Origin of the sequence: Photobacterium leiognathi (assembly GCF_030685535.1) — a bacterium.
GTDB lineage: Bacteria > Pseudomonadota > Gammaproteobacteria > Enterobacterales > Vibrionaceae > Photobacterium > Photobacterium leiognathi.
In genome coordinates this window covers 1,338,612-1,362,305 of sequence record NZ_CP131599.1, presented here as the reverse complement: position 1 = coordinate 1,362,305, position 23,694 = coordinate 1,338,612, and the positions used below count along the sequence as shown (strand labels likewise).

Genomic DNA, 23,694 nt, shown 5'->3' with positions numbered 1-23,694 from the left:
GTCTTTTAAATTGTCTCACGCATTTTCGATGCGCTCACGACGCTCTTTTCGTTCTCTAATTTGACGCTTAGATTCTTGAATACTGTTTTGCAGTTTCTGAAGACCATTATCTACAGAATTTAAAGTATCTACGAGATCTTTTGCTTGGATCGAGGTTGAAAATACGCTTACTAAAACAGCAAATAAAAGAGATTTATTTTTCATTATTCTTATTAATGTAGTCTAAAGTAAAACTGTGAGTTTACATTTTGAGAGGTGTATTTCAATATTATTCATTTATCTAATGATTTACTTGAAAGATATAGCTAAAAATGATTGATGCGATAATTAATTCGTTACATCTGGTTACATAATCTTGATTGTGATTATTAAGCGTTATGATTGAATAGCGCTACTTAAATTACATGAGGTATAAAATACATATGGACGACCCCTCGAGTTGTTCTCTATTCCTGAACTCCTTAAATAAGGAGTCTATTCAATGTTAGATCTTTTCCTTCAACCTGAAGCGATGATGATATTTGCCACCTTATTTGCCCTTGAAGTGGTATTAGGCGTGGATAATATTGTTTTCATCTCTGTGCTTTGTGAACGATTACCTGAACATCAACGTAAATTGGCGCGAAACCTAGGTATTGCATTGGCTGTTGCTGCGCGTATCGGTCTGGTATTCTCGATCAGCTGGGTAATGTCACTAACGCAACCATTATTCTCTATCGCCAGGGCTCCGTTCTCGGGCCGTGATTTGATCATGATTGGTGGTGGTGCATTCTTGTTAGCGAAAAGTTTAAAAGAACTATGGATGTGTTTCTCTGATGATCATCATCAAGAAGCAAGTAAAGTTCGCGCAGGTATCGCTTTAGTCTTATTGCAGATTGTTGCCGTTGATGCGGTGTTCTCGATGGACTCGGTGATCACAGCGGTAGGCATGACAAGCGAAGTACCATTGATGGTAGCAGCTATATTGGCATCAGCTGTTGTGATGGTGCTGTGTGCTGAGAAGATCAACGATTATGTTTCTCGTTACCCTGGCTTTAAAACCTTAGCATTGCTATTCCTTGTAATGTTAGGTGCAATGTTGATGGCAGAAGGTTTTGAGATCCATTTCAATAAGGGATATGTGTATTTTGCTATGGCGTTTGGTTTATTAATCGAAACTTGTCATATCTTATTGAAGAAGCGCAATCAGAAAGTGTTTCGTCGAATCTACCTACAACAATGTGGTTGGGCTGTAAAAGTGAAATAACGATAAACGTTAATACCAACAGTTCAAATACAGAAAAGCAGAGCTTAATAGGCTCTGCTTTTTGTTTATACCCAAGCAACTTCAAGATGCAGTGTTCAGCGAGACGACCTTAGTTCTCAGGCGCGGCAACGATTCGAAGATATAGTGGTTCTACATTGAGAATCGTTAACAAAGTCTGAGAGCTAAGGACGCTCGCCCTTTGGGAGCGAGTCACTGAGCCGACTTCTTGCGTCAGACAACTTGGAAAGAGCTCGCTATTCCGCTTCGTTGCCTTCCTTGAATTCAACTCAGTGACTTCGCTCTGAATCAGGCATCTTGAAGTCGCTTGGGTATATACGGGTATTTAAAATTAAGCGAACTTCTTACGTTCAATAAAGAAGTGAAGCAGTGCCATACCACCATGACCAATCAAATACACTTCAATTAGACCTGTTAGCGATTTATGGATTTCTCGCACATCGTTAGCATAAGGTGAGTGGTTTAACCATAGCGCAAGCCATACTAATGCTGCAGCTTCAATTAAGATCAACGCCCCAATACCTAAACCTTGAATAATGTTACCTAAGCCTTTTTCTCGTGGCTCCGGTAATTTACCGTGACGTAGCTGTTTTAAATCATCGAGTAAAATAGCATTGTCGCCAAATAGGTAAGGAAAGAACTGGCGGAATGATTGTTTAACTAACATATAGCTAATCATTGCCAGCGTAACGACAACTGTCAGTATGCCAAGAATGATATGTACCCATAAGAAGAGGGTAGAGAAAACACCGCCTTCGATTTCATACCGGTGTGGGTCATGTGCATAAAGTTACTGTTTAAGATCTGTAGGATAACTAAGGTCGCTAATGAGGTATGAATATGGCGCAATCCAGTGTTTGGGAAATAATGTTTGATGTAGCGCCAAAATGAATGAAGAAGTGGCATAGTAAATCCTTAGCAATTAAGTGCCAAACACAGTGAGTTAAGAAATACCTGAGTCGCCTTGAGGTAACTTATGTTAAAGCCTGCATTTTTAGGCTTATGGGTATATAAGCGGAATTTAGCACAAGAGAAAAAAATAGACAGATTTCAGAACGATAAAATCAGGTAATGTAAATATGCATTTTTAGCGTGTAAAAATATCAATGTAATAAATGCGTTATTTGTACTTTGTAACTGTTAATCATAAGTTAAACTAGTGCGGCTAAAACAAATTATAATGGAGAATGTTGTGAGCTCATCAGGAACACCTAAATTATCCCAACTAAATGTTTTTCCGGTTAAATCCATTGCAGGTATTAGTCAATCTCAAGCATGGGTTGAAAAGCAAGGCATGGCATTCGATCGCCGATTTATGGTTGCCAAGCCTTCTGGTGATATGGTTACGGCACGAAAATATCCGCAGATGGTGAAAGTGAAAGCGGCATTATTCGCGGATGGTTTAGTATTAAGTTACGGTGATAAATCACATCTATCATTGAAATATAAAGATTTTTTAATGCAGGATACATCTTCAACGGTGTGGGCTGATACATTTATCGCTTACACCACTACAGAGCAAGCTAATGCATGGTTTAGTGATATTATCGGTGAGTCGGTACAGTTGTTATTTACGGGTGAGCAATCTAACCGTGTACGTCCTAAAATCCAACAAAATGTCAGTTTTGCCGATGGTTATCCGTTATTGGTGATCAGTGAAGCCTCGCTACAGGCGCTTAATGAGCGAAGTAGTGAACATCACACAATGGATCAATTTAGAACCAACTTAGTGGTTAGCAATACGGAAGCCTTTGCCGAAGATGGTTGGAAGCGCATTCGTATTGGTGAGGTTGAATTTGAAGCGGTGAAACCTTGTGCTCGCTGCATTCTAACCACAATCGATCCTAAATCTGCTACTTTCAGTGAGCATAAAGAGCCATTAGTAACTATGGCAAAATTCCGCGCTGATGAAACGGGGAATGTTTATTTCGGTCAGAATCTTGTGGCGCTTAATGAAGGGATCATCACGGTGGGTGATGAAATCGAAGTATTAGAAACCAAGCCGAAAGAGAACTATGCCGATAACTGTGATGTGAAGCTACAGCTTACTTGCGTTGAGCGTGAAGATATAGCGCAAGATTTCACAACCTTCTGGCTTGAATCTCATCAAGATAACCTAGCGTTACCGACTTATTTACCGGGGCAACATTTGCCTATCCAACTAGAAGTTAATGGCGAATATATTTCTCGTCGTTATACCTTGTCTTCCAGTCCATCACGTCCTGGGCGCTATGCGATTTCAGTTAAACGTGTCGATGATGGACGTGTGTCTAACTGGTTGCATGAACATTTTCAAGTTGGTGACACGCTGGTGGCGGATTCGCCTAGTGGTGATTTCCATCTTGGTGTACATACCGACAAACTGCTGTTGTTATCAGTAGGTAGTGGTGTCACACCAATGCTTTCAATGCTGCGTTATTTATCAGATAACGACCGAGTGCGTGATGTGGTGTTTTACCACCAATGTCGTACCGAAGCAGATATTCCATGCTTAGAAGAGTTGCATGCGCTAGAGGAAAAACACCCATCGTTAGACTTACGTATTGTTCTCAGTCAGCCAAAACGTGATTGGCAAGGTGAATCAGGGCGATTGAGCATTGGACATTTAGCCATGATGAGTGATCTAGATAAGCGTCAGGTATTTGTATGTGGCCCAGATGCTTTTATGGCTTCGGCGAAAAAGCTGTTACTTAATATGGGAATGTCTGCTTCGCGTTATCATCAAGAAGCGTTTGGTCCTGTGCGTCATACTCAGCAAGAAAAGAAAGCAGTGGAATTGTCGATTGATGGGCAAGTATTCCAAGGTAATAACCAAGCAACCTTGTTAGAGCAAGCAGAGAATGCGGGCATTGCAATGGACTACAGTTGCCGAGCAGGTTTTTGTGGTGCCTGTAAAGTAACGCTTGTGTCAGGGGACGTTGAGCAACCTGATGTACCTGCGTTGTCACAACAAGATCGTGAACAAGGAAAAGTATTAGCGTGTTGTTGTGTACCTAAAAATGATTTAACCATTATAAAATAACGACAGAGATGAGATATAAGGCTATGTGATGGTTCACATGGCCTTTTTTATTGATAACGCTAATATATTGTTATTGATAGTTATATTTATAAATTAGGTGATATTTAACCAGTTAGATTAAAAAGAATAAAAAAGCGTAGAATATAAACAATTTCATTTATTGATCTAAAACAATAAAACAAGAGGTTAATATTTGATGTGTTTTTAATGTTTTATTAACAACCTTATTTATTGCTATGATATTAAAGAGAAATATACAATAAATATTGTTTTAAAAATGTTTTATCGGATTAGTCTATGACAATATCCACTTTTTCCGTTTGGATATATTAATTAGGAGCGATTATTTTTCTTTGTAAATATTTCTCTTAGGTCTATTTATGAAAAAATCATCGTTGATTGCATGCGCAATCGGTGCAGGTGTCGTTGGTTATTTAGCCACGGTATATGCTGTTGATCAGGGCGATAAAACCCTTCATCAAAAATATCTTTCTCAAGCTAATTTGGTTAAAGCAGATCCTCTTTCTCAGCAAGCTTTTAAGATTTTTAACCAAAAAGGCTGTCAGTACTGTCACACTACAAATAGTGAAATGCCGTTTTACGCTAATATGCCAGTGGCAAAACAGCTGATGGAACATGATGTTAAACAGGCACTTCGCCAATTTAATATTTCAGCGTTAATGGAGCAGGTTCAACAAAATAAACCTATTTCTGAAGTTGAACTAGCGAAATTGGAGTCAGTATTAAACGATGGCGCGATGCCACCTAAACAATATTTACTGATGCACTGGCGTTCGGATTTATCGCAGCAAGAAACAGATATATTGCTAAATTGGGTTAAGCAAGAACGCAGTAAATATTATGCTGACTCTGAAGTTGTACCAGAATTTAAATATGATGCGGTGCAGCCTATTTCAACGACTTTTAAAGTTAATGACGCCAAAGTTAAATTAGGTGAAGAGCTTTACCACGATAAGCGTTTATCAGGTAATAACACAGTGGCGTGTTCAACCTGTCATAGCTTAACCAAAGGTGGTGTTGATCATTTAGATACATCAACGGGTATTAATGGTGCGAAAGGTCCAATTAACGCACCAACAGTATTTAACTCGGTGTTTAATATTCACCAGTTCTGGGATGGTCGAGCGAAAGATCTGCAAGAGCAAGTAGGTGGTCCTCCAATGAACCCAATTGAAATGGGTGCAGGCTCTTGGCAACACATTATCGATAAGCTTGATAAAGATTCAGCACTAAAAGCACAATTCGATTCGCTTTATCCTAAACAGGGGATCAGTGAGTACAGCATTACTGATGCGATTGCCGAGTTTGAAAAAACGCTAGTAACCCCAAATAGCCGCTTCGATAAGTTCTTAAAAGGCGATAAAACAGCCTTAACTCAAGAAGAGCAAGAAGGTTATGCGTTGTTCAAAGCGAACAAGTGTCAAACTTGTCACACTGGTCAAGCAATGGGTGGTTTGTCATTCGAAGTGATGGGTCTAAAAGACGATTACTTTGGCGACCGTGGTCATATAACTGAAGTTGATAATGGTCGTTTTAATGTCACGAAAGATCAAAACGACATGCATCGATTTAAAGTGCCAACTTTACGTAACGTGGCACTAACGGCTCCTTACTTCCATGATGCAAGCGCGAAAACGCTAGAGCAAGCGGTCGATGATATGGCGTTATACCAAGTTGGCGTGAAGTTAAGTCAAAGCGACATTGATAAGATCACCGCTTACTTGAAAACCTTAACTGGTGAGTATCAAGGTAAGCCACTGAAATAAAAAGTAAAGAATAAGAACGGCTTCTGTCTCTATATTGTTAAAGAGCAGAAGCCGTTTTTTATTGTATTGATAAATTAAATAGAATGATTCGATAGAAGAATAAAAAATCGAAAATCAATAATGAAATAGAATTAAATAAGGAGTATCCTCTTCGCGCAAACGATTAAATCACAAAGTTGTAAGGATTCAGAATGTTTACTAAGCCACTCATTGCAATATCTGTTGCTATCGCTCTCGCTGGTTGTGCAACAGCACCTAGTGTTCAGCACCAACCTTTTTCACTGACCGTCGCGCATATTAACGATACCCACTCTAATTTTGATCCTGTTAAATCGAGCTTTAAAGCTGACGGTACCAAAGTTTATAACGAATTTGGTGGCTATCCTCGCTTACAAACCATGGCGAAAGAATATAAAGCCGAAGCCAAGAAAGACAATCAAAGCTTATTGTTCTTACATGGTGGCGATGCATGGCAAGGCAGTGCTTACTTCAAGCTTAATCAAGGTGCAATGAATGCCGATATGCTAAGCAAAATGGGCTTAGATGCGATGGCGTTAGGTAATCACGAATTTGATTTAAATAATAAAAAACTGAATGCCTTTATCAGTAGCGTAAATTTCCCAGTCCTTGCTGCTAATGTCGATGTTAGCCAAGATGCTGATTTAAAAAATCAAACCAATCTTCACCCTTACCAAATCTTTGCCTTTGATGGCAATCAGAAAACAGTGGTTAAAGACATTAACCATTTACCTAAAGATAAAAACCTTGTTGCTGTATTTGGATTAGCATTGGATAACATGCCAAACATTGCACCTAATACTGGGGATGTGAAGTTTAACGACATGGTGAAAACCGCACAGGCAACGGTTGATATGCTGCAAAGTAAAGGCATTGATAACATCATTGCACTAACCCATATTGGTAATGCCGTTGATCTTGATGTGGCTTCGAAAGTAAATGGTATTGATTTAATTGTTGGTGGTCACTCTCACACATTATTGGGTGATTTTACCGATCTAGGTTTAAACAATAACGGTATTTATGCCCAAATGGTGAAGAACCCGAACGGCAAAACAGAAACTTGTGTGGTACAGGCTGGTGAATATGCTCAAGCCATTGGTCGTGTAAACGTAAAATTTGATGCTAAAGGCGATGTAGTGACATGCGCAGGTCATAATACATTACTGAGTAACGACGAGTTCTATCATCATGCAGATCGTAAAAAGACTGACATGTTCAGCCCTGTAGAAACAGCGACAGTGGAAAAGTTCATCGATAATCATGACAAAATCACCATTACCGATGAAGATGCGTTACTACGTCAACGTATTGATACTAAATACAAGCCAGCGGTTGATAAAGCTTACGGTAAAACCATCGCACAAGTACCTGTAGAAATTAAACATGAGCGTCGTCCTGGTGATCGTGGGACCGATAAGCATGGTTCAGATGTTGCGCCGATTGTCGCAGAAGGTCAGTACTACTGGGCAAATGAACCACAAGTACAGAAAGTGACAGGCATGAAAGTAGACTTTTCGCTGATTGGTGCTGGCGGTATTCGTACTAACATTGAAGCGGGAGAGTACCGTGAAGGTAATGTATCGCTAGAGTTGTTACCATTTGCTAATTACATGTCAGTGGTGCCTGTAAAAGGTTCAGTGATTAAAGACTTATTGCAAGAAGCGGTTACCGCAACACTGCCTGAAGGGGCTCACGCAGGTAAATTCCCATACGGTGGTCATATTCGCTATAGCTACACAGAGACGACACCACATAAAGCGGGCAAACTTGGTAAAGTGGAAGTAATGACAGGGACAGAAAAACACCCTGTATGGACGCCAATTCAAGACAATAAAACTTACAATGTTGCGATCAATAACTATAACGCGACAGGTAACGATAATTGGACACCATTGTACCAAGCGCAGAAAGATCACTCTGGTCGTGTTGATGTGGTTTACGTTGATGGTAAGCTAACGGGCTTTAAAGTGAAGAATATTGATAAAGTCGGCGATAAATATAAGGTTAACTACCAAGGTGGTAAAGCGCCTAACTGTAAGGCCGCAAACACACGTTGTAATACTGACGCGCAAGCGGTGATTGATTACATCGATCAAAGCCGTCAGCATCTTGTGCCACTTGGTTATGAAGTAGTGACATTAAACCGTACACAGCCATAAATTTTATCGTAGGCATGTAATAAATTAAACGCTTTTTGATGATTGTTGAGATCGTTAAAAGCGCTTATTTACGCTTTCAAATAAAATTGATCCAATTCAACAAAAGTTAAATTCTGATATTTGGGCTAAAAGCCATATATTAATAGAATATTAAGAATATAAGTATCTTATTAACTTATTGATTAAATGGGGTTTTATTGCTTTGTAATATAAAATATTAATTATTTGAAAAATAAAGCTATACAATCGGCTCAATTTCATTACTATAGTCCTCGGCCTGTAAGTCAGACCTATTTATATGTAACATTATGTTTTAGAAAACCTTCGCTGTAACGCTTTACCAGTGTCATGAAGCTTTCCACTCATAAGCTATAACGTAAATAATTCTTTTTCTGGCTACATACGCAATTTTGCGAATTATTTAAAAAATTTTGGAGACTATCATGTCTAAAGCAACTGGTATCGTTAAGTGGTTTAACGAAGAGAAAGGTTTCGGTTTCATCACTCAAGACAACGGCGGCGCTGACGTATTCGTTCACTTCCGTGCTATCACTGGCGAAGGCTTCAAGACTCTAGCTGAAGGTCAAAAAGTTTCTTTTGACATCGAGCAAGGTCAAAAAGGTCCTCAAGCTGCTAACGTTGAAAAAGCTTAATTCTTTTTTACGTTAAAAGTTTAAAAAATGCCGACATTATGTCGGCATTTTTGTATCTGTGATTCAGCGTTACGTATCTAAGAATCTCCACCATATCCTATTTCACATTTCGCCATTTTATTTCGAGCGAAAACTGTTTGAGTCAGCTATCTTGCTTCAATACACTTAACATTCGTTTTCAGTATTTTGGGTGCAATGGATGCAATCAGAATCATCTCAAGATCAAATTGATACATTAGTCTTTAATCAATTACGCTCAGGCTTTGAAGCGCATAGTGATTCCTCGCTTTCTGCTTGTATAAAACAAGGGCAACACCTTGCGATATCTGGTGTTTCTGGTTGTGGTAAGAGCAGCTTGCTACAAGTGATTGCCGGACTTAAAGCACCTCAGTTGGGTACTGTTACCTTCAATAAACAATTGATTGAAGTAAAAGCATTAAACTTTTGGCGTCAAAACATTTGTTACTTTCCACAACAAGCAGTGATGGGCGGAGAATGTGTACGTGATGTCTTACATCTTCCTTGGCGTTTAAGAGCTATTACTCATTTGCCTGTACCTAGCGATAAGCTGTGTTTATCTGCTTTATCACAAGCGGGTATTACGGTGTTATTGGATAAGTCTATTGATACCCTTTCAGGGGGCGAAAAGCAGCGTGTAGCCATCGCCAGAGGCATATTAATGCATCGTAATGTGTGGTTGATGGATGAGCCCACATCCGCACTTGATCCTGCTGGGCGAGATCGAATTATCCAATTGCTGTCTGAGCTATCAATCATTTGTGTTTCTGTATCACATGATCCTGTTTGGCTTTCCAAAGCGTCTCAGATCCATACCATGTTATTGGATAAGGAAAATATGTGATGTCAGAGTCAGTGAATAGCACCTTAGATATTCAGTGGATAGCGATGGCTGGTTTTTATCTGTTGCTGTTGATCCCGATATTTTTATTTCAGCGTTGGAAACTAGGGTTAAATCGTACTCTGATTAATTCAGTGTTACGTATGACCTTGCAGCTTTCAGTTGTCGGTATTTATTTACACACCTTGTTTGGTTTGCAAAGTGTCGTGATTAATATCGTATGGCTTTCTATCATGGCGTTAGTTGCGAGCTATACCATTTGTAAACGTGCAGAGGTCAATTTAAAGCGAGTGTTACTAGCGGTGAGCGTCGGTCAATTTACAGCACTCATCGTAGCTTTACCTGTGATGTTGATAGGTGTGATCCAAGTAGAACCTTGGTGGCAAGCGCAATATATGATTCCAATCGCTGGTATGTTGCTTGGCAATAGCTTAATGGCGAATGTATTAGCTTTGTCTCGATGGGGTAGCTTACTCAAAGAAAATCACAGTGAATATCAATATTACCTTTCTCTTGGTGCTCCTGATCCTGCGCTTCCTTTTATTCAAACTGCGGTAAAATCAGCGTTAACGCCACAATTAGCAGCAATGACGACTTTAGGCATTGTTAGTTTACCTGGGATGATGACAGGTCAGATCCTCGGAGGGGCTGAGCCATTAGTTGCGGTGAAATACCAGTTAGTGATCATGGTGGCGATTTTTATTTCAGGGGTGATTTCAGTGGCAACAACGTTAAGTATTGTAAGACGAGTGACCTTTAATGCGTATGGGGAAGTACGCTAAATCTTTTCTTAAGCAACAGATAATAAAAAAGCAGCAATGATGCTGCTTTTTTTGTTTGTTCTTTTATCAGGCCAAGGCTTATTCGGTGATTGCACTGATCGGGAATACTTCGCTAGGTGCAACAATCTCATCTTGTGCAGCTATGGTTTGTAGTTCCCATTCACCACGACGTGAGGTCTCTTTTAATACCGCGTAACACGCATTATGTGCATGTTCAAAAGCCTGCTCTGGTGCCCAGCCTTTTAATAGACCAGCAGTAAAGAGTGATGAAATAAGATCGCCCACGCCCACAGGTTGTTTGTCAAATTTTAGGTGTGGACGCTGCGCTAGGAAACAACCTTCAGCTGTTGCTAGCATCATAGTGAACTTTTCATCAGAGATACTGTGTAGGTGTTTTACCAGTACCATTTTAGGACCCATTGTTAGTGCTTTTTTACAAGCGGCAACGGCATCGTTCAGATTATGGATTTCCATGCCAACGAATTGGCTTAGTTCAAATTGGTTAGGAACGATAGCATCAGCAATTGGCATTACATCGTTGATCAGGTATTCCGCAATACCATCAGCAACAATACAGCCTTTCTCTGGATCGCCCATAACAGGATCACAGATATAAATTGCGTTAGGGTTGTGTTGTTTTACTTTTTTCACTGTGTCGATAATAGCAAGGCATTGGCTTGCGCTACCTTGGTAGCCAGTTAGTACCGCTTCACAGTTTTTTAATTGATCAATACCTTCAATACCAGCAACTAATTCACTAATGTCGTCACCAGAGAATGCCTTACCTGTCCAACCCTCTTTATATTGAGTGTGATTAGAAAACTGAACAGTATGCAGTACGTATACTTCAAAGCCCATACGCTGCATTGGGAAAACAGCTGAGCTATTTCCTGCATGACCGTAAACAACATGTGATTGAATAGATAGAATGCCTTTCATTGAGGTTCCTTATTAACCTTAGGTCTTTTAAGCATACTTTACTCTTGCTTATATAAGAATTCTAATCATTTTATATCGTAATTATTCCTTGCATTTATGCAGAGTAAAAAATAAGCAGATTTTTGACTGTATTATCGTACATTGTGAAAAATCATCGGTATCAATTCTAATTGAAAGTTGTTTTATTAGTGGTTTTTGCCTGTTTTTTGAACGAAAAGTGATTTTAATTATAAAAATATTTTTAAAATAAACTTGTTTAAAAACAATAGTTAAAAATCTTTCTCAGTGGTTATCCACAGTTTTTTACAAAAATCTGTCATAAAAATATTTACAGAATAAAAAATAGTGTTTAATGTCTATCTCGTCTGTTACTCGGACCTCAAGTGTTTTTAAAATCAAAACTTCATTTCTAACATTGTTATTCGTTAATGTTGCAAACGAAAGGCGCAATGATCGGCTAAAAGAAGGGTGAACTTTTAGCTCAGAAGTAGTAGGTCAATGAGTAAAACGATAATTACCGTAATTAATATTTAATTTGCGGGTTTAACTATTCGAACTCAAATTGATAGCCACAAACAAATACGCTAATAGAAAGCGGTGTTTGGGCATAAAGGAAATATAACTATGACTTCACAAACAGGTATTATTCGCAGCTTTAACCCAGTAGAAAAGATCGGCCTAATTACAAGCGATCTTGGTGGTGATATTCGTTTTGACGCATCTCAAGTATGCGGTCAAGCACAACCATCTTCTGGTAGCATGGTTGAATTTTCTCTAGATGATTCAAGCAATAAGCTAAAAGCAGTTAAAATTCGTTTTATCTAAACGAATCATACTCTGCTCATGTTATAACATAATATGAGTATGCAATTCAGCCTAAGAAAATAATCTAATTATTACTTAGGCTGTTTTATTTTATGCCTATCTAAAACTTCATTTATCATATTTAGAATATGTAATTGCATTTATCTTATTTTTTATTCACTGTTTATCTTATTGCTTATTAATAAATTCAATTCCTTTTAAAGCGTATCTATTTAACTTTGCTTGTTATTCAAGGCAATCGTCTATCAACATATTGAACATAATCGATACAAAGAAAGTGATGAGATAAATGAGAGATAAAAAATCCCGAGCAGAACTCGGGATTATCTATTTTGAATGGCTTAGTGTTCTATGCCATGAAATGCGTTAGAAACTGAGTAATTGGTTCTAAATAATTTTGGAAGATTACCAATGAAACTAAACCACTAATTACTACCCAGATAAGTCCAAAACGTAGGCTGACAATCGTACAAACAATTGCAGCAAGCACTTTTGGGTTTTCAAGGTTAAACGCAAAGTTAGAACCTTTACCTAGAATTTCTACTGCAATGATTGCTGGCAATACTGTTACAGGAACAAAGCGTAATGTCTTTTTAAAACGCTCTGACATATTAAAGCGACCAGCCATACCGATAACAGAGAAACGGATCAGGAAAGTAGCGACTGCCATTGCTAAAGATAAGTAAATTACAAATTCGTTACTTAAAGCGATATGTGCGTGAGAATCCATAATAGTAGCCCTTATTATTCAGCAATTGCGTTAATTGGTTGAGAGTCGTTTTGTTCTTGTTTTATTTCTTTACGCACTTCTTCTTTGATCTCAGATTCCATACGTTCAGTTGATAAATCCATACGGTAGCCTGCATATACACCAACGATTGCAGCAACAACTAAACCTAAAGAGTAAGGGAGGCCTGAAAGTAAGATACCTGTTACTGTCGCGACTACGGCTGCAACAATACACTCACGGCTTTTAACTTGTGGAATAACGATAGCAATGAAAGCGGCAACCATGGCGAAATCTAAACCATAATCCGCAATGTGTGGGAATGAAGAACCAATCACCGCACCACAGAAATCTGCAACAACCCAGTTAACCCAGAAGCCAAACATTGCTGCTAAGTAGAACCAATGACGGCCTGGTTTCTCTTTTTTCATTTCACCGACAGTTGAAGCATATACTTCATCGGTTAAGCCGTAAGACATTAACATACGGGTCGGCATTGAATACTCTTTTACATATTCCGAGAGGGATGCGCTGTAGAGTACGTGACGGAGGTTGATAACAAAGGTGGTCAATGCAATCACAATAAGCTCTGTCGATGATTGGACAAGACCCAAAGCGACCATTTGAGCTGAACCTGCAAAGACGGTCAGTGACCATAACGTACTCTGTAGCACGGACATACCAGCATTAATACTAATTGCCCCTACTATAAAAGAGAAAGGAAATGCCCCCACACATAGTGGGAAGATGGATTTTAGACCTGCTTGTATAAGTTGTTTCTTCATGCGGCGCCTTTTTATGGGTCGTGTCGTAAATGAAAAAAAAGTTGCAAATTAACCGTGATTGCCTTTTTTGCCACTGCTTTATTTTCTGCAAATATATTTTAACTTGGTCGTTTGTTCAATCATTTTTGCTATTATTCTATTCATATTTATTTGCATACTTGTAATTTTTTACAGCTATAGTTGTGTTTTATGACTATTTTTCATGTGTTTATCTTTTTTATTTCATTTTTGGAAAGATTGATACTGAAAATAAAATCAAAAAAAATTGCAAATTTTTAGTTTTAAAGGTTAAACTAAATTTGAATTTTCGATAGCGAGATAAAAAATCATGACAAAAGTAATTACCTCTAAATCAGCTCCTGACGCAATTGGCCCATATTCACATGGCAATGCATTTGGCGATTTAATTTTTACATCAGGTCAGCTTCCTGTATGTAAAGAGAAAGGTGGCATTGTGGATGGTGGTATTGCAGAACAATCTCGCCAGTCATTAGTTAACCTACGCTCTGTTCTTGAAGCTGGTGGCGGTGATATGGATACGGTTTTAAAAACAACATGTTACTTAGCAAACATTGAAGACTTCGCTGCTTTCAATGCTGTTTATGCTGATTTCTTTAAAACAGAGTGCCCTGCACGTAGCTGCTTTGCAGTGAAAGATCTTCCAATGGGTGCTCTTGTAGAAATCGAAGCGATTGCACACCGTAAATAATAAAGACAGCAATAAATAATAAGAAACCAGTAGGGGTACCACTCATGAACACACAATGGCAGCAATACAAAAACATCATCAATGCAGTAGTAAAACCTGCGTTTGGTTGTACTGAGCCAATTTCAGCCGCTTATGCATCAGCTGTTGCCGCTGATCTATTGGGGAAAATGCCAGAAGAATTGGACGTAAAGGTATCTGATAACCTTTTCAAAAACTCAATGGGTGTATTTGTACCGGGCACAGGACGTATTGGTTTAGCCATTGCGTCAGCAGCCGATGCTGTGGGTGGTAACCCTAATGGTGGTTTAGAAGTGCTTGTTAACATCAAGCCAGAGCATGTAGAAAAAGCACAACAACTGATTGATGCCTGTAAAGTAAAAGCGGGTCGTAAAGATGTTGAAGAGTTTATTTACTGTGAAGTGATTGCTAAAGCAGGTAATGATGTTGCTGTTGTAGAAATCAGCGGTGGTCATACACAAGTTATCAAGAAAACCCTAAACGGCAACATTGTGTTTGATGCAAGCTCTGATCAGAATAAAGATGAGAAACCAAAATCAACGGCATCAGTATGTGAAGGTGTAGATATCTCAATTGAAGGGATTTACGACTATGCAACGAATGTTGATTTTGAAGAGATCAAATTCATTCTTGAAGCTCGTGACTTAAACAGCGCGCTATCTGATGAAGGTCTAGAAAACTCCTACGGATTGGAAGTAGGTAAAACAATTCAAAAAAGCATTGCTAAAGGGTTATTTGGCAATGGTTTAATTAACAACATTGTAATGCGAACAGCAGCTGCCTCTGATGCACGAATGGGTGGTGCAGCACTCCCTGCTATGAGTAACTTTGGTAGTGGTAACCAAGGTATTGCAGCTACTATGCCTGTAGTAGAAACAGCACAGCATTTTGGTTCTTCAGAGGAGCAATTAGCACGTGCCTTGATCATGAGCCACCTTGGTGCGATTTACATGAAATCTTTCTACCCACCATTATCACCATTCTGTGGTAATGCGGTAACCAGTTCTGCTGCTGCTATGGGCATGGTGTACCTAGCAGGTGGTTCGTTTGAGCAAATGTGTTTTGCTATTCAAAACACCTTAAGTGATACCACTGGTATGTACTGTGACGGTGCAAAATCAACTTGTGCTATGAAAGTGAAAAGCTCAACAAACTCTGCGGTAATGAGCTTCTTAATGGCAATTGAAAATAACGAAGCACGATCTCAAGGTATTGTGGCTGACGAAGTTGAGAAGACAATTCGTAACGTAGGTAAAATGGTGAAACAAGGTATGTCTAATACCGATGCCACTATCATTGAAATTATGTCAGCATAATTTTCCAAGATTAAAGAAAGCCATTGTTTTTATTCTGTTATACGACAGAGTAAAACAATGGCTTTTTTGTATATCCACGCAGTGAATTTTCTCTATCAATAGTTACTGTAAGAGTATTTTGAAAGGGGATAATGGTTACCTATTATTAACATAAGATGGATATACTCAAGTAACTTCAAGATGCTATGTTCAGCGAGATGACCTTAGTTCTCAGGCGCGGCAACGATGCGTAGATATAGTGGTTCTACATTGAGAATCGTTAACAAAGTCTGAGAGCTAAGGACGCTCGCCCTTTGGGAGCGTGTCACTGAGCCGACTTCTTGCGTCAGACAACTTGGAAAGAGCTCGCTATTCCGCTTCGTTGTCTTCCTTGAATTCAACTCAGTGACCTCGCTCTGAATCAGGCATCTTGAAGTCACTTGGGTATAGTGTATTTCCTTTCGTGTTGCGAATGTATTCAATTGTTCTGATTAGGCTTTATTAATTGTATAAATAATGTATGTTACCAGACATAAAATCGTACATTGATATTCTGAGAACGTTATTGTTGGTAGAATATACCTAACCAAGCGCCTTAACGTTACTTGGGAATATAGCTACCAAAGCATTACAAGCACTGCGTTCCAAGTGGAGGTGAAAAGTGCATGAATTAACAGAAAGTGATTACGATATCCTTCACGCTATGGAGAATATTGTTGATGGTATTGCTGCTATGTGGGGAGAGCACACAGAAGTTCTCTTGCATTGTTTAGATGCAAAAAATCCATCAATAATGAAAATTGCAAATGGTCACATTACAGGGCGAGAAGTGGGTGCGCCGATTACCAATATTGCGTTGGTAAAGCTAAACGAAGGTAAAGATGTATCTGATGCCTATATAACGAAAAGCCCAGATGGCAAAACGCTACGCTCATTAACGACGATTATTCGTAATAAACAAAAACAGGCGATTGGTATGTTATGTGTGAATTCAAATTTGGATGCACCATTCCAATCGATGATGCAGAGTTTACTGCCAAATATTCACTCTCATTTTGATCACAGTGTGACAGCAGAAACCTTTGCTCGAAATAATGATGAAATGATGCATAGCTCGATAGAGAATGTGCGTGAGCAGGTCGTGAATGATACAACGATCCCACCATCGAAGAAGAGCCGTGAAATTGTCACGCGTTTGCATGATCTTGGAATATTTGACTTAAAAGACAGCGCACAAATAGCGGCTAAAGGGTTAGATATATCAATTCATACGATTTATCGTTATTTACGTGAAATTCGTGCTCATGAAGCCTAAAAAAGCCTTTGTTTGTGTAGATTAGCCTCACTATTGAGGCTATTTTTATCTCATTTCAGAGTAACAAAATAAATTTAGATAGCAAAACTAGAATGGTTAAGTTGTAATCCGTATAAGAATATACATTTTAAAATTGACATAATAGTCCTAAAAAAGTTGATGTTATTGGTAATAAGTTGGCGTGAAAAATGCTTTAACTTCATAATCACACACTGATTAGGGGAGGGCACTATGTATATATTTCATATTACGTTGTTATGTCTTTTGTTCTCTTCTTCTGTCTTTGCTTGCATTTTAAGGTATCAAACTGAATTTGATATTCCTCTCTCTTCCCTGATAAAAATATCTACCAATGATCATAGTCTTATTATTAAATCCGATAGTTATATTTATCAATTAGATGAGAGTAATGCGTTAACGTTACTAACAGAGCAGGGCAATTCAGTCAGTTCATCACACCATACTTTTCAATTTGGCTCATCACATTTAAATTCGCAATTCAGTAAGTTTATAAATAGATATCAAGCGTCTTCTTTTGTTGCGAGTACGCATGATGAAAATACTATCTATTTGATTACCTACGATAATTCAAAAAATAAGTTAATAGAAATTGATAAATCGGTATTAAATGAGTTTGATTTTGATAATGCGACGCAAAATATAAAGTTTTTTGAATACGATATTCTCACGCCAAGCAATGAAGGCGTCAGTGCCATTATTTCTGATATAACAGTTAATAAACTCAATAATACGCTCTATGTTTCGTTGTTTGTAATTGATAAGAAAGAACACTTTCAACAATATATTAATTATATATCTCCCATACATTTGGATTTTCTAAAGGTTGGGCACGATATAGCTATATATTCTGATGCTCAGTTGATTCAAAAAGAAAACAAAAATCAGAAAATTGAATCAATTGCAGTGATTCCTAAGTTTAGAGATGTCACCGATTTATATTTATCGATGATTGATAATAAGGGTTCGAAAAGAATTCTTAAATATCAATTGCTTGATTGAGTTTTGATTTATTGATGTATTTTAAATCGATGGAACTAAATTAAGAAACTACGATCTGAGCTACTACATATACTAATCGTCGTAGCCTCATGTCAAACTTCATTACAAAACAAATGGTTCTCTGAGCTTTGGATTAATGAGAAAGTGATAGCAGATAGGAAGCAAAACAAACAAAGTAAACGTGGTAAAACATTTCAACTCAGTGACTTAACCATTATTACTGCATCGGTGATGAAAGGCATTTTTTATTTCATTGAGAGCGCTTCAAGTTTTTTAGGCTCAGTATTAAAGGTGGCTAACATCTTGTATGTTGGTCTGTATTACACTTTTTATAAGCCGACGAGCTAAGAGTGTTGAGGTTTCATTTAAAAACCAAGTCAGAAGAGCGATACAACATCTTACCATTGATACTACTGTTGAAGTTGAGTGGAAGGTCAAGAAGCATGGCACTAGAAATTGCCATGATGCTTACGAGCTGGTCCGCTCATTCCGCTATGAGAAGGGGCTGTCTTTTTGGAGCGAGAACATCCTCAAAACTTATCGGTAGGTTGTCAGAAAATCTATGGTTCTAACAAGGAATGGAAAAATCGTTATGGTTACCATAAGTGCACGCTATCAACCAATCAATCACCAAGACTCACGCATTTTTAGTAAATATAATTAAAGTATTGAGTGAAGCCGTTGTTAGGTGGAAAATTAAGCCTGAAGAAATATACTGCTCAAGTTGGTGAAACTTACGTCATGATTAAAGCGCTGAACAAGCTTACAGAGCTTGGTATGCCTGAAACTGAACATTTTAATTTCGGGGCGTTTGGTATTCTGTACGAATTTCACAACAAAGCCCTACAGCGCTGGTGCTTATAAATAAGTAAATAGCGCCAATAAGAAAAGTCGGTTGTGGATGTAAGTGATTACATTCAACCGACTTTTTGTTTTTATGGATTGCGATAGCTGTTATGCGAACGCTGGGCTTCTGCTCATTTGAGTATGACGAGAGGTGCTCTGCTTATTACGTTGTGTTAACAGCAATACAAATGCTGCTGCGAAAATAGGTAGATGGCCTTCAACCTCATGTACACCGTGAATGATTGCAGTTGTCACGAAGGCGAAGGTTAGCATTGTCATGGTTAAACGGTTTGCAACACCTGTCATCAGTAGTACACCTAGAGATAGTTCACATAAGCCAATAAAGAAGACAAAGTGCAGATCAGTGCCTGCATGTAGGCCAATTTGTGGGAAGATGTTGTAGAACGGGAACATCTCAATAAAGACAACCGCTAGCCCTGGGTAAACCATTTTTTCAGTTAACGCAAGGATCGCAAGTTGAGCACCAATGCCTATACGCAGTGTTAATAATGCCACACGCCATAGTTCATCAGTATTGGGTAAGTTAAACGCAGCTAAGAATTTATTATCAATAGTTGATACATACGAGCCAGTCAGCATCATAAAAATACCAATAGCAAAGAATTCAAATGCGTAATTAATCCAAATTTCCCATGGTGTTAAGGCAATCATAACAAGTGTTGTTAGTATCACCATAAATCCTGATAGTGTAATACTCACTGCTGCTGTGATCACAACTAATAATTGTGAAACCAGACCGAGGAAAATAAACTGAGGCTGTAACACAATATTAGGGGCAATAAAGCCACCTTTAATTACCTGAATAGAAAAAAAGAGTACCTGAATAAAAACAAATACCATGACATAAAGACGACGGCTCAATTTAACATCTGCACCCATCAATACTTTTACAAATTCTGGCTTATTTTTTTGACGAGTTATCATTACTGCTAGTGCAGTGAAAAAAGAGATGAAAAGAAATATTGCCATATAAAATAAATCAAATTCAAAATACACATCTTTCATATCTTCAGGTGCTACGAACCATTGTACGTGTGCAAATGATGAGGATGAAAAAAATAAAGCTATAAATAATAAAATAATATGTCTAACGTTCATTTACTTTCCTGCTGGAACAAAGGGGTCATTTAAAGTATTGAGGAACATGATTAATTGCTTACGTTCATGGGGCATTAATCGTATCGGTTTTATATCTACGTAATCGTTCATATATCCAGTTGGATACGTATAGTGGTTAAGTACATCTTCTAAATTGCCAAATCGACCATCGTGCATAAAGCGAGGGGAGTGGCGTAGGTTTCTCAGGGATGGAACTTTGAAAGCGCCTTTTAAATCAGGCCCTGATGTTCTCATAAACCGAGTATTCATACAGTTACTGGCTTTATCCCAATCCTCACATTTAAATTCAGAAGATTTATATTTTTGAATACCTACTATTCGGTCATCATTGCTGCCAATACCTGTGCCAATGGCAAAAAAGCTGTCATTGGTAAATCGTTGTCCACTGTGACAATCAACACAGCCAGTATGATCCCGACTAAGAAATAGCTTTAATCCTCTGATTTCGTCATAACTGAGCAGGTGGCTAGCATCTTGTTGTTGGATGAATTGAGTATAAATATATTCATCGTAACGCGTCCAAGTGTGTTTTAGCGTTGCTACATAACTCGTTATGGCTTTTCCTATCAGCGTGAATTTCTCTGTGATGTCTATTTGTGTTGAATCACAGAAAGCCAGTATTGATTGAAACGATGGCTGATAGTTATCGCAAACATAATTTACTGTAAATTCAGGTGTTATTTGATGTTCGTTTTCTAGCGCTTCTAAAATCTGAGCCCATAGAGAATCTGCACGTCCGTTCCAAAAGAACCAAGGTTGGGTTGATACCCCAACAATACTTGGTGCTTTAATATCTCGCCCTAATACGTCATGGCTTACATTATTAATATCGTGGAAATTATTTTCTGGAACATGGCATGACGAACAACTAATGTCACCATTCTTACTTAGTTTCTTATCATTAAATAAACGATAGCCCAGCGCTTGAAGTGAGTTATCCTCTATATTGAATAATGCTGTTTTGTGATCTCTTAACGATTCATCTAACAATGTTTCTTTTATTAACTCTATTTCAAGTTTGCTAAAACTAGGCTTTTCACTTTTTGAATGAATAATAAAATAGAGCGTTAATAAAATAATAAGAGCAGTTAATGTGAACTTGTTAAATACTAAACGAATAATCTGATACAACATCATCACCAATAGATAGTTTTACTTTCCATTGTCCACGCATATTGAAATAAAGACCGTCTAATAAGCACTTATTATTAGGCTTAGTAATAAGTAGTGGTTCAGTTGGTAAGCCATGAGCATGACCAAACATAAATCCAGAGACTTTTAATTTCTTACACTGATAACCTTTTGAATCAACAATAAAGCTGTAAAAAGTATTTGTCTTTGCATCAAGTTTTATATTTTCATTAAGTTCGGTAAAGCTTTCAGCAAAGGTATTAAATGAGATGGCATACAATAAAATAAAAAAAGGTAAGCGCGTCAGTTTCATATATAAGGTTAATTGACTAGATATTTAATTAACGTAATTTATACAAAACAAGTGCATTAGAAGATAATTAGTGATATTTATCGTCTTGATAAAAAATAGATAAGATGATTTATTTTATTGAAAATAAAAGATTTATTTTTATATTTAACAAGAAGAGCACATCATTTGTTACATTTGTTACATTTGTTCTGGGAATGTTTTGGTTGAAATTATTCTCTGTGGTGATTAATTTGATTTTAAAATAATACTTATCAATCGTTAACAATATGAAAACATAAATCATATTTTATAAAATACAAAGCTGAAGTGTAAGTGATTTTGTCCTAAAACTGTCTCAAATATTATGTGTTTTATTGCATTACGTTTGTAGGGTTATTTTGATTTTAATCATAAATAATTGATTATATTGACTTTTAATTTTTGTTTCATTTGTTACTTTTCATTATGGGAAAGTTACAACTTTTTTGTCTGATATTGATTGCTTAATTAGCATACATAGATAGTTAGTTAAAACTGATCAAAGGTTTGATCGGATCCATGTTAATCACGGTTTTTGTTTCAAATAATTGTTTGAGAAAGCGTACTTCATGATGAGTTGATAACGTGCTGGTGGAGGAAGGTGATAAGCGATAGCCTGTTGATGAGTCTACAAGATTTTTAAGATCAACCAGTTTCGCCAAAGCATAAAACTTATGTACATAATCAACGGTTTCATCAGGTAAGCGAAGCGCAGAAAAATGTTTATCAACTACGCGCTTTAAAGCACGTTGTACTCGTCCTTCCCCTGAATTATATGCAGCTAAAGTCAGCTTTAAATCTTTATCAAACTTGTTGTAAAGAAATATCAAATATTGCAGTGCTGCCTCTGTGCTTCGGGTAATGTTAAACCTCTCATCTTGCTGGTTAGAAACCGTAAGGCCAAAGCGTTTTGCGGTTGCTGGCATCAACTGCCATAAACCTGCTGCTTTTGCATGTGATACCGCATGTTGATCAAAGGTTGATTCAATCATGGGGATCAAAACCATGCTGCGAGGCAATCCATTCTTATCTAATTGCTGAATGATATGTTGCACCGTTTTTTGATGGCGAGTGAACTGGTTATTGATGACTTTTTTATGGGGCGATAAACGCTGGTAGTGCTTGGTGACTTGCTGCTCAAACTTGACTTGATAATGCTGTGGTATCGCATGGCTTGTTAGGGGAAAAATCAGTGTAAGCACAGCAATCCAGATGCTAAACTGAGCTTTGATAGCGGCGATTTGATAACGACTCAAGCAATATCTCATGATATTAACCTTGCATGAGATGAGGAAACGCATAGCGTGACTTTGCTTCTGGCTCGTATAACTGACAAAGCAGTTCGGTAAAGTTCGCTGATAGCACGCCATTTCGCTGATTAAGGGCATGGCATTGCTTTATCAAACTTTCTAGTTGACTCCATTGCTGCTGAACTTGTTTTTGTAATTGTGCAGGTAATACATTGTGTAATTTATCGATACCTTGAGCTGAAATAGGTAAACCAAGGCTTTGCATCGATTGATAACGTTGTTGGCTACGCAGTTTTAGCGTTTCAAGAAGAGGTTGCTGTTGGGCTGTTAATTGCGCTAATACGTTACCATTAAAGGTCAAATAGCATTGATGTTGTTTTAGCATTAGGGCGTGAAGCTGATGATAATTGGCAATATCACGCTGAATATCTTTGATTAAGTTGATAATGATTTTCTGCTTATTTAAAGCTTGCGGCATGTGTGACTCCGTGAGTTTTGTGAACCTTGGCTTTATTCATGTCCAGTATGAAATTGCAAAATTGCACTAGAGAGAGCATCAACATCTAAGCTAATTTCCCCTCGATTCAGTGCCGCTTTAATTTGCTCCACTTTTGCCATATCCACATCGGGTAATGCGCTCAGAGGCTGCTTTGCTTGAGCTAATAACTGGCTATCTATTGAGGTTGAAGTGTTATCGCTAGCAACAGTTTTTTTTCTGTTGTTGGTTGTTGTGCAGTATTGGTTAACTGCGTTTGATTGAATTGAGTGGTGGCGATTTTATCTATTTTCATCGGTTTTATTCCTGCACAAGAAGCT

At 37.9% G+C, this 23,694-nt stretch carries 23 protein-coding genes and 1 pseudogene; 13 read left to right on the top strand and 11 right to left on the bottom strand.

The window, feature by feature from the left end; translation table 11 throughout:
• Positions 1 to 15: 15 nt before the first annotated feature.
• Complete coding sequence (locus Q7674_RS06315) at positions 16 to 204, bottom strand: hypothetical protein (protein WP_237156750.1); 189 nt, start codon at positions 202 to 204, stop codon at positions 16 to 18.
• 277 nt (positions 205 to 481) lie between these two features.
• Between Q7674_RS06315 and Q7674_RS06310 the strand changes: the two genes are divergently transcribed.
• Positions 482 to 1,246, top strand: coding sequence for a TerC family protein (locus Q7674_RS06310; RefSeq protein WP_305422107.1), 765 nt, complete (start codon positions 482 to 484; stop codon positions 1,244 to 1,246).
• 349 nt (positions 1,247 to 1,595) lie between these two features.
• On the opposite strand, the gene Q7674_RS06305 is transcribed toward Q7674_RS06310, so the two are convergent.
• Positions 1,596 to 2,024 carry a cytochrome b/b6 domain-containing protein gene (locus Q7674_RS06305; RefSeq protein WP_369526305.1) on the bottom strand — a complete coding sequence of 143 codons (429 nt, stop codon included), beginning with the start codon at positions 2,022 to 2,024 and terminating at the stop codon, positions 1,596 to 1,598.
• A gap of 420 nt (positions 2,025 to 2,444) precedes the next feature.
• Between Q7674_RS06305 and Q7674_RS06300 the strand changes: the two genes are divergently transcribed.
• The 6 genes from Q7674_RS06300 to Q7674_RS06275 all read left to right on the top strand — a co-directional run bounded on the left by Q7674_RS06300 (position 2,445) and on the right by Q7674_RS06275 (position 10,547).
• On the top strand, positions 2,445 to 4,286 hold the full coding sequence (locus tag Q7674_RS06300) for a hybrid-cluster NAD(P)-dependent oxidoreductase (protein ID WP_305422105.1): 1,842 nt from the start codon (positions 2,445 to 2,447) through the stop codon (positions 4,284 to 4,286).
• A 380-nt stretch (positions 4,287 to 4,666) separates the two neighbouring features.
• Positions 4,667 to 6,073 carry a cytochrome-c peroxidase gene (locus tag Q7674_RS06295; RefSeq protein WP_305422103.1) on the top strand — a complete coding sequence of 469 codons (1,407 nt, stop codon included), beginning with the start codon at positions 4,667 to 4,669 and terminating at the stop codon, positions 6,071 to 6,073.
• Between the two features lie 191 nt (positions 6,074 to 6,264).
• Positions 6,265 to 8,253: a bifunctional metallophosphatase/5'-nucleotidase gene (locus Q7674_RS06290; RefSeq protein WP_045064237.1), complete on the top strand. Its 1,989-nt coding sequence runs from the start codon at positions 6,265 to 6,267 to the stop codon at positions 8,251 to 8,253.
• A 443-nt stretch (positions 8,254 to 8,696) separates the two neighbouring features.
• Positions 8,697 to 8,906, top strand: a complete 210-nt coding sequence (cspE, locus tag Q7674_RS06285) for a transcription antiterminator/RNA stability regulator CspE (protein ID WP_008989725.1) — start codon at positions 8,697 to 8,699, stop codon at positions 8,904 to 8,906.
• Between the two features lie 199 nt (positions 8,907 to 9,105).
• Complete coding sequence (locus Q7674_RS06280; protein WP_045064235.1) at positions 9,106 to 9,768, top strand: ABC transporter ATP-binding protein; 663 nt, start codon at positions 9,106 to 9,108, stop codon at positions 9,766 to 9,768.
• Entirely contained in the window at positions 9,768 to 10,547 is a 780-nt protein-coding gene (locus tag Q7674_RS06275) for an ABC transporter permease (protein WP_237156749.1), read from the top strand. Before Q7674_RS06280 ends, Q7674_RS06275 begins: the two co-directional genes overlap by 1 nt.
• Before the next feature lie 78 nt (positions 10,548 to 10,625).
• Here the strand turns inward: Q7674_RS06275 and pdxY are convergent, their stop codons facing one another.
• Complete coding sequence (gene pdxY, locus Q7674_RS06270; protein ID WP_305422100.1) at positions 10,626 to 11,486, bottom strand: pyridoxal kinase PdxY; 861 nt, start codon at positions 11,484 to 11,486, stop codon at positions 10,626 to 10,628.
• Positions 11,487 to 12,110: 624 nt separating this feature from the next.
• Between pdxY and Q7674_RS06265 the strand changes: the two genes are divergently transcribed.
• A complete protein-coding gene (locus Q7674_RS06265; RefSeq protein ID WP_008989721.1) occupies positions 12,111 to 12,311 on the top strand; it encodes a cold shock domain-containing protein in 201 nt (66 codons plus the stop codon).
• Between the two features lie 349 nt (positions 12,312 to 12,660).
• Here the strand turns inward: Q7674_RS06265 and Q7674_RS06260 are convergent, their stop codons facing one another.
• Positions 12,661 to 13,041, bottom strand: a complete 381-nt coding sequence (locus Q7674_RS06260) for an AzlD domain-containing protein (protein ID WP_008989718.1) — start codon at positions 13,039 to 13,041, stop codon at positions 12,661 to 12,663.
• A gap of 14 nt (positions 13,042 to 13,055) precedes the next feature.
• Positions 13,056 to 13,823, bottom strand: coding sequence for an AzlC family ABC transporter permease (locus Q7674_RS06255; protein WP_008989717.1), 768 nt, complete (start codon positions 13,821 to 13,823; stop codon positions 13,056 to 13,058).
• 328 nt (positions 13,824 to 14,151) lie between these two features.
• Between Q7674_RS06255 and Q7674_RS06250 the strand changes: the two genes are divergently transcribed.
• The 5 genes and pseudogenes from Q7674_RS06250 to Q7674_RS06230 all read left to right on the top strand — a co-directional run.
• Entirely contained in the window at positions 14,152 to 14,532 is a 381-nt protein-coding gene (locus Q7674_RS06250; protein WP_008989716.1) for a RidA family protein, read from the top strand.
• Between the two features lie 44 nt (positions 14,533 to 14,576).
• Positions 14,577 to 15,866, top strand: a complete 1,290-nt coding sequence (locus tag Q7674_RS06245; RefSeq protein ID WP_305422098.1) for an L-cysteine desulfidase family protein — start codon at positions 14,577 to 14,579, stop codon at positions 15,864 to 15,866.
• Between the two features lie 640 nt (positions 15,867 to 16,506).
• On the top strand, positions 16,507 to 17,160 hold the full coding sequence (locus Q7674_RS06240; protein ID WP_008989714.1) for a helix-turn-helix transcriptional regulator: 654 nt from the start codon (positions 16,507 to 16,509) through the stop codon (positions 17,158 to 17,160).
• Between the two features lie 231 nt (positions 17,161 to 17,391).
• Complete coding sequence (locus tag Q7674_RS06235) at positions 17,392 to 18,180, top strand: hypothetical protein (protein WP_045065715.1); 789 nt, start codon at positions 17,392 to 17,394, stop codon at positions 18,178 to 18,180.
• Between the two features lie 69 nt (positions 18,181 to 18,249).
• A pseudogene (locus Q7674_RS06230) lies at positions 18,250 to 18,969 on the top strand (transposase); the annotation flags it as partial.
• Positions 18,970 to 19,134: 165 nt separating this feature from the next.
• Here Q7674_RS06230 and Q7674_RS06225 read toward each other — a convergent pair.
• The 6 genes from Q7674_RS06225 to flgM form a co-directional block, all read right to left on the bottom strand.
• Positions 19,135 to 20,145, bottom strand: coding sequence for a hypothetical protein (locus Q7674_RS06225; protein WP_045065712.1), 1,011 nt, complete (start codon positions 20,143 to 20,145; stop codon positions 19,135 to 19,137).
• Complete coding sequence (locus tag Q7674_RS06220) at positions 20,146 to 21,303, bottom strand: cytochrome-c peroxidase (RefSeq protein ID WP_305422572.1); 1,158 nt, start codon at positions 21,301 to 21,303, stop codon at positions 20,146 to 20,148. It lies immediately after the preceding gene.
• Positions 21,269 to 21,610, bottom strand: a complete 342-nt coding sequence (locus tag Q7674_RS06215; protein WP_052679907.1) for a hypothetical protein — start codon at positions 21,608 to 21,610, stop codon at positions 21,269 to 21,271. Before Q7674_RS06215 ends, Q7674_RS06220 begins: the two co-directional genes overlap by 35 nt.
• A gap of 503 nt (positions 21,611 to 22,113) precedes the next feature.
• A complete protein-coding gene (locus tag Q7674_RS06210) occupies positions 22,114 to 22,896 on the bottom strand; it encodes a lytic transglycosylase domain-containing protein (protein WP_052679906.1) in 783 nt (260 codons plus the stop codon).
• Between the two features lie 4 nt (positions 22,897 to 22,900).
• Positions 22,901 to 23,356 carry a flagellar export chaperone FlgN gene (gene flgN, locus Q7674_RS06205; RefSeq protein WP_045065710.1) on the bottom strand — a complete coding sequence of 152 codons (456 nt, stop codon included), beginning with the start codon at positions 23,354 to 23,356 and terminating at the stop codon, positions 22,901 to 22,903.
• Positions 23,357 to 23,388: 32 nt separating this feature from the next.
• A complete protein-coding gene (gene flgM, locus Q7674_RS06200; RefSeq protein WP_230625681.1) occupies positions 23,389 to 23,556 on the bottom strand; it encodes a flagellar biosynthesis anti-sigma factor FlgM in 168 nt (55 codons plus the stop codon).
• Between the last annotated feature and the right edge of the window lie 138 nt (positions 23,557 to 23,694).

What these genes read in the sequence shown, in the direction of transcription:
- cspE (WP_008989725.1), top strand. Translation starts at nt 8,697, where the DNA reads ATGTCTAAAGCAACTGGTATCGTTAAGTGGTTTAACGAAGAGAAAGGT.
- Q7674_RS06315 (WP_237156750.1), bottom strand. Translation starts at nt 204, where the DNA reads ATGAAAAATAAATCTCTTTTATTTGCTGTTTTAGTAAGCGTATTTTCA.
- Q7674_RS06225 (WP_045065712.1), bottom strand. Translation starts at nt 20,145, where the DNA reads ATGAACGTTAGACATATTATTTTATTATTTATAGCTTTATTTTTTTCA.
- Q7674_RS06220 (WP_305422572.1), bottom strand. Translation starts at nt 21,303, where the DNA reads ATGATGTTGTATCAGATTATTCGTTTAGTATTTAACAAGTTCACATTA.
- Q7674_RS06250 (WP_008989716.1), top strand. Translation starts at nt 14,152, where the DNA reads ATGACAAAAGTAATTACCTCTAAATCAGCTCCTGACGCAATTGGCCCA.
- Q7674_RS06295 (WP_305422103.1), top strand. Translation starts at nt 4,667, where the DNA reads ATGAAAAAATCATCGTTGATTGCATGCGCAATCGGTGCAGGTGTCGTT.
- Q7674_RS06290 (WP_045064237.1), top strand. Translation starts at nt 6,265, where the DNA reads ATGTTTACTAAGCCACTCATTGCAATATCTGTTGCTATCGCTCTCGCT.
- Q7674_RS06235 (WP_045065715.1), top strand. Translation starts at nt 17,392, where the DNA reads ATGTATATATTTCATATTACGTTGTTATGTCTTTTGTTCTCTTCTTCT.
- pdxY (WP_305422100.1), bottom strand. Translation starts at nt 11,486, where the DNA reads ATGAAAGGCATTCTATCTATTCAATCACATGTTGTTTACGGTCATGCA.
- Q7674_RS06255 (WP_008989717.1), bottom strand. Translation starts at nt 13,823, where the DNA reads ATGAAGAAACAACTTATACAAGCAGGTCTAAAATCCATCTTCCCACTA.
- flgN (WP_045065710.1), bottom strand. Translation starts at nt 23,356, where the DNA reads ATGCCGCAAGCTTTAAATAAGCAGAAAATCATTATCAACTTAATCAAA.
- Q7674_RS06245 (WP_305422098.1), top strand. Translation starts at nt 14,577, where the DNA reads ATGAACACACAATGGCAGCAATACAAAAACATCATCAATGCAGTAGTA.
- Q7674_RS06210 (WP_052679906.1), bottom strand. Translation starts at nt 22,896, where the DNA reads ATGAGATATTGCTTGAGTCGTTATCAAATCGCCGCTATCAAAGCTCAG.
- Q7674_RS06280 (WP_045064235.1), top strand. Translation starts at nt 9,106, where the DNA reads ATGCAATCAGAATCATCTCAAGATCAAATTGATACATTAGTCTTTAAT.
- Q7674_RS06275 (WP_237156749.1), top strand. Translation starts at nt 9,768, where the DNA reads ATGTCAGAGTCAGTGAATAGCACCTTAGATATTCAGTGGATAGCGATG.
- Q7674_RS06265 (WP_008989721.1), top strand. Translation starts at nt 12,111, where the DNA reads ATGACTTCACAAACAGGTATTATTCGCAGCTTTAACCCAGTAGAAAAG.
- Q7674_RS06310 (WP_305422107.1), top strand. Translation starts at nt 482, where the DNA reads ATGTTAGATCTTTTCCTTCAACCTGAAGCGATGATGATATTTGCCACC.
- Q7674_RS06300 (WP_305422105.1), top strand. Translation starts at nt 2,445, where the DNA reads ATGGAGAATGTTGTGAGCTCATCAGGAACACCTAAATTATCCCAACTA.
- Q7674_RS06260 (WP_008989718.1), bottom strand. Translation starts at nt 13,041, where the DNA reads ATGGATTCTCACGCACATATCGCTTTAAGTAACGAATTTGTAATTTAC.
- Q7674_RS06215 (WP_052679907.1), bottom strand. Translation starts at nt 21,610, where the DNA reads ATGAAACTGACGCGCTTACCTTTTTTTATTTTATTGTATGCCATCTCA.